At 70.1% G+C, this 3216-nt stretch carries 4 protein-coding genes; 3 read left to right on the forward strand and 1 reads right to left on the reverse strand.

Translation table 11 applies throughout. The features are described from left to right. A partial coding sequence (locus AC1D01_RS26900; protein ID WP_477871823.1) for an ABC transporter substrate-binding protein occupies positions 1-689 on the reverse strand: 689 nt, incomplete at its 3' end. A gap of 164 nt (positions 690-853) precedes the next feature. On the opposite strand from AC1D01_RS26900, the gene AC1D01_RS26905 reads away from it, so the two are divergent. The 3 genes from AC1D01_RS26905 to AC1D01_RS26915 are packed head-to-tail and all read left to right on the forward strand — an operon-like array spanning position 854 to position 3047. Then, positions 854-1657: a sulfotransferase gene (locus AC1D01_RS26905; protein WP_477871825.1), complete on the forward strand. Its 804-nt coding sequence runs from the start codon at positions 854-856 to the stop codon at positions 1655-1657. Further along, positions 1654-2346 carry a formylglycine-generating enzyme family protein gene (locus tag AC1D01_RS26910; protein WP_477871827.1) on the forward strand — a complete coding sequence of 231 codons (693 nt, stop codon included), beginning with the start codon at positions 1654-1656 and terminating at the stop codon, positions 2344-2346. Before AC1D01_RS26905 ends, AC1D01_RS26910 begins: the two co-directional genes overlap by 4 nt. Then, entirely contained in the window at positions 2343-3047 is a 705-nt protein-coding gene (locus AC1D01_RS26915) for an HAD family hydrolase (RefSeq protein WP_477871829.1), read from the forward strand. The genes AC1D01_RS26910 and AC1D01_RS26915 overlap by 4 nt, the downstream gene beginning before the upstream one ends. Positions 3048-3216 lie beyond the last annotated feature (169 nt).

Consider the following 3216-nt stretch of genomic DNA (forward strand, 5'->3'; position numbering starts at 1 on the left):
GTGTAGGCGGCCGGCGCGGTGAACGTGATGCCTTGCGCGCCGAGCGCCGATTCCGCATCGCGGCGCACCGGCTGCCAGGTGGAGGCGGCATCGATGCGGCCGCGCGCCAGCTCGTCGGCGAGGCGGCCGGGCGGCAGGTCGACCAGCGTCACGCCATTGCGCGGCAACCGGTGGCGGATCAGCAGGGCCGACAGGAAGTAGTCGGCGCTGGTGCCGCGCGGCACGCCGACGCGCTTGCCGACCAGGTCGGCCGGTGCCGCGATGCCGCGATCGCGCCGCGCGACCACCGCCATCTCGTCGGAGACGTTCAGCATGCTCGCGAGGATGCTCATCGGCTGGCCGTCGAGCACCGCGGTGACGAAGGGCACCTCGGCCGCCGTGGCGAGGTCGACCTCGCCGCGCCCGAGCAGGTCGAGCGCCATCTTGCCGTGGCTGACCGGCACGATGCTGACGTCGAGGCCTTCGTCGCGCAGATAATCCTTCTCGGCCGCCAGCATCAGCAACGCGGCGTGCGGCGTGCTGGACAGCGCGAGGCGAACGGCCATCGCGGCCGGGCGATGTGCCTGCGTCGTGCGGTATCGCCAGGTCATCGACACGGTCACGAGGCCCACGGCCAGCGCGACGGCGGCAATCACCAGCGGCAGGCGGCCCATGCCTTTCGATGGCGCTGCAACTTCTGGTGAGTTCATCAGCCCCTCCCCTCACACTGAGGATTGCAGTGCAATTCGAGCCAAGCGTACGATTGAAGAACAATAGTTGCAATAGGGATTCGATGGCGCGCACGCCGGTAGTTCACGGAGAACCGCAGCAATCGGAGCAGCGGCCATCGGACAGACGCCCCCCATTCCTCGTGATGGCGCACCACCGTTCGGGCTCGAACTTCCTGAACGACGTTCTGCAATCCTGCGCCGGCATCGAATGCCTGAACGAGCCGCTGTCGATGCACACGCGCTTCTTCCGCGAGCACGACCTGGTGCCGTGGGGCGCCGACGACCACGACCCCGCGCTGCTGCACGCCAGCCTGCGCGACGACGAGACGGTGCGCAGTTTCCTGCTGGAGCTGAAGGACTACCTCGGGCAATCGCGCCGCGGCCGCGTGATCGGCTTCAAGGACACCTGCCTGTTCGGCAAGCTCGGCTGGTTGAAGGCCTTCCTGCCGGAGCTGCGCGTGATCTTCCTGCGGCGCGATCCGCGGGCCATCGTCTCGTCGGTGCTGCGCAGCAAGCTGACGACGCTGTGGAGCTACTCCGAGCTCGTCACCGGCGCGTTCATGCGCGAGGTTCCGGGTTATGTGAGCCGGGTCGCGCGCGCCGATACGGCGATGCGCACGACCGAGGTGGTCGCGATGAGCGTGGCGCTGCGCTACGAGCTCGCGCGGCGCTGCCTGCATCACTTCGAGCACCTGAGCGTGGAGCTGGCCGACATTTCGCGCGAGCCGGCACGGGTGGTGGGGGAGCTGGTGTCCTTCCTCGGCGCCGAGGCGGCCGGCGATGCCGCGGCCTTCATCCAGACGCGGCAGGCCGAGACGCGCGGCGGGCTGTTCTCGTCGTACCGGTCGCTGGATGACGTGGAGAATGGCTGGCGGGAACACCTGGGCGAGGCGCAGCTGGCGCTGATCGACGAGGTGCAGGAGGCGGTGAGAACACAAGCACGATGATCGAGCAGTACCTCAACGACGCGGTCGGCTTCACGGTGGCATCCGGCCCGCTGGCGGGGCGGCGCCTGCGCGTCGCCCGCACGCTGCTGACCTGCCGCGTGGCCGCCGAGATCCTCAACGAGATGCAGATGCCGCCCGAGACCGGCGAGGGCTACCGGTTCGTCAACGTCTGCAACCCGCGCAACCCGCTGGCCTTCGACCGCGACGGGGTCGGCTGGCATTGCCGCCCCGCGCTGGACGAGCATCCCGTCTTCGGACTGAACTGGGCGGCGGCCGGCCTGATCTGCGCGCACCTGGGGGCCCGCCTGCCGTGGGCGGCGGAGTGGGAGGCGGTGGCATCGAACAACGATCCGCTGCGGGTCTACCCGTGGGGGGATGCGCCGCCGAGCCCGGTGTTGGCGAATTTCGACGAGCATTTCGGCGGCACCAGCGTGGTCGGCAGTTTTCCGCCGTCGGAGCTCGGGCTGTTCGACCTGGCCGGCAACCTGGGCGAGTGGTGCCAGGACCTGCACGACCGCGATGCCGGCCAGCCGATGGAGCGGGTGGTGAAGGGCGGGGCGTGGAGCAAGGATGCGGGCCACCTGCGGATCCGCGCGAGCCGCGGCAAGTGGGGGCGCCTGGGCACGACGACGATCGGCCTGCGGCCGGTCTGGGACGATCCGGGGCGAATCGAGGGCGAATCAAGATGACGACAGAGCGGACGAAGCTGGTGATCTTCGACCTGGACGACACGCTGATCGACTTCGCGTCGACGCGCCTGGTCGCGCACGGGTTGCTCGCCGAGGTGCTGGTCGACGAAGGCATTGCCGCGGCGCCGTTCCTGCAGGCCTGCGGCGAGGTCGACCGGCCGTTGTTCGTCCAGTTCGAGCAGGGCCGGCTGACGCGCCAGGAGTACCGGATGCGGCGTTTTGCCGACCCGTTCGACCGCCTCGGCCTGGTGCCGCGCGAGGGGCTGGTGGCGCAGCTGAACCGCGTGTTCATGGACTGCGTGAACGACAGCCCGAAGCTGTACGACGATGCGTGGCCGACGCTCGAGCGCCTGCGCCGCGACGGCCTGCGGCTGGCCATCCTGACCAACGGCCCGGCCGACGGGCAGCGCCGCAAGCTGGCCGCGACCGGGTTGGGCGACGCGGTGGACCATGTCGCGATCGGCGAGGAGGCTGGCGTCAGCAAGCCGCATCCGCAGGCCTACCTGCGGGTTGCCGGGCACCTGGGCATGGCGCCGGGCGAGTGCCTGATGGTCGGCGATTCGCCGACGCTCGACTACGAGGGCGCGATGGCGGCCGGGCTGCAGGCGCTGCTGCTGGACCGGGCTGGCGCGCATGGGGCCACGGGGCAGCGCAGCGTGCGGGATCTGCATGGGGTGCGGGTCGACGGCGCACAGGGTTGACGCTTTTGTTTCCGGCGCGTGGGCGGGGCGGCCGGGGGCAGGCTGTGGGGGCTCAGCTGGAGCGGTCGGCCCTGGCGGGCCGACTGCACGAAGAAGATCGGCTTCGGGGGTGCATCGGCAAACTCCCGTCACTCACTTCGTTCGTTGTGGTCAAACACAGCCGATGAGT

The organism is Rhizobacter sp. P3_B12, from assembly GCF_056402895.1.

Coding starts and splice junctions, on each gene's coding strand:
- AC1D01_RS26905 (WP_477871825.1), top strand. CDS start 854: ATGGCGCACCACCGTTCGGGCTCGAACTTCCTGAACGACGTTCTGCAA.
- AC1D01_RS26910 (WP_477871827.1), top strand. CDS start 1,654: ATGATCGAGCAGTACCTCAACGACGCGGTCGGCTTCACGGTGGCATCC.
- AC1D01_RS26915 (WP_477871829.1), top strand. CDS start 2,343: ATGACGACAGAGCGGACGAAGCTGGTGATCTTCGACCTGGACGACACG.